The sequence below is a fragment of the Olsenella sp. Marseille-P4559 genome (assembly GCF_900605015.1).
GTDB lineage: Bacteria > Actinomycetota > Coriobacteriia > Coriobacteriales > Atopobiaceae > Tractidigestivibacter.
In genome coordinates this window covers 1-1,654 of the sequence record NZ_LR027581.1, presented here as the reverse complement: position 1 = coordinate 1,654, position 1,654 = coordinate 1, and the positions used below count along the sequence as shown (strand labels likewise).

1 protein-coding gene is annotated in these 1,654 nt (G+C 67.4%); it reads right to left on the bottom strand.

What is annotated here, in order from left to right:
* Nucleotides 1–4: 4 nt before the first annotated feature.
* Nucleotides 5–1,207: a hypothetical protein gene (locus tag E0E00_RS14180; RefSeq protein ID WP_130813197.1), complete on the bottom strand. Its 1,203-nt coding sequence runs from the start codon at nt 1,205–1,207 to the stop codon at nt 5–7.
* Nucleotides 1,208–1,654: the final 447 nt, after the last annotated feature.

The following is a 1,654-nucleotide window of genomic DNA, read 5'->3' as shown; positions in this document are numbered from 1 at the left end:
CGCTCTAGCCGCTCACTTTGATGACTGTCTGTGTGTCGTCCATCACCGACACCTCGCCCCGCGGAAGCTCGCCGCGTGCGTCCGTCGGCTGCGTCAGATGTGTATAAGCGGCAGGCGCAGCGCCTGCCTGCGCGTCGCGCACGCGCGACGCGGGGCACGTCATGCCCGCTTGCGTCGCACCAGCGGAGGCGCCTGCCTGCGCGTCGCGCACGCGCGACGCGGTCCCATTCCCATCACCCTCACTGCTGAGGCCCCTTATCTCCTTTTGCTCGTCAAGCCAGCCCTCGTGGCTCTTCGAGCCGTCCTCGTGCTCCAGACAGGCCTTGTATCGGGACAAATGATCAGCATATTCCTGGGCCTCTCCCGGAGTCCGGCATCCCGCAAGCACCGCGACCCCGTTGCCCGAGCTGCAGGGCACCCCGCCGGAGCCCTGGAAGGCGTCAGTCGCATAGGCGGAGAGCTGCGCCGCACTACCTATGGTACCGTAGATTCTGTTGTCCTGGGTCACCTGGTAGCCCTTGATCACGCCATCCATGGTGGCCGTGACCGCCGCATACGGGAGCTTTGCGGCCCCGGTGGCACCGGCGGACTTCTCGTAGAACTCGACGCCCCAATCGAAGGCCTTCCCAGCCAGGCCTGCCCCGTCGGTGTCGACGGGAAGGCCCGTCACGCTCGAGAGGAAGCTCACGGCCGTCTCCTTCACGCCCTCCTCGACAGGGTCCTTGATCTGCGACTCGGCCATGTAGGAGACCATGTTGTCAGCATTCGTGGAGGCGTTCGCATCGTAGGTTGCGTAGTACGTCCCCGTCGCCGCGCCCGTCGCGTCACATGCATTGATGATGTTGGAGCTGGTGCCCGCGGGCAGACCCGAGCTGTCGCCCCACGACTCCGCGGCCCGGATGAACCCGGGGAGCGCCGAGTGCGTCACGGTGACGCTGTAGACGCCCTGGTATCCTTGCAGGCCGCTGCGCCCTGACTCGCCGTACCCCAAATTCAGGAACGCGTTAGGCGCACCGGTGTCACCTCCCATGGAGCGCACGACCAGGTCGGAGTAGGGCAGGCCGAGGGCCGCGATTTCGGCGTTCGAGAGGCCGCTTGACTCGAAGAGCTCAAGCACCCCTGCCTCTTGGAGTTCGCCGTCGACGCAGAGGCTGCCCCTAATCCGTGCGGCCTCGTAGTCCCTGTCGACCGTCGTAGCCCAGTCCATGCCCCCGTACTCCCCTGACACCGCGCTGCGTACGGCAGCCGTGGAGGAGGGGCTCGACCCCGAGGTGTCCACCGTGCCCCTGCCGCTCGGGCCGCTTGCTGCCGGCGGCCGGGCCGGCGAACCGGCAGCAGGCGTCGACAGCGAGCGAGACGATCCCGAGGCCGGACGGGTCGCGCGCGCAGGCCCCGTCGTCCCGCACGGAGCAGGCCGCCCGGCCGTCGAGCCGGGGCACCGCGCCCCTCTCGCGGGAGGAGGGGCCGGACGGCACCCCCTCGAGCGCCCCCCCCTCGGGACCCTGGCTCTTATACACATCTGACGCTGCCGACGACCCTACGCGCGATCTTCCGCGTGGACGCCTCAGTGCTGAAACAAAGAATAATATACACATAACACGCACACACCGACTCAGTAGCACAAGCATGTCGATAAAGACGTCGCGGGAAGTGA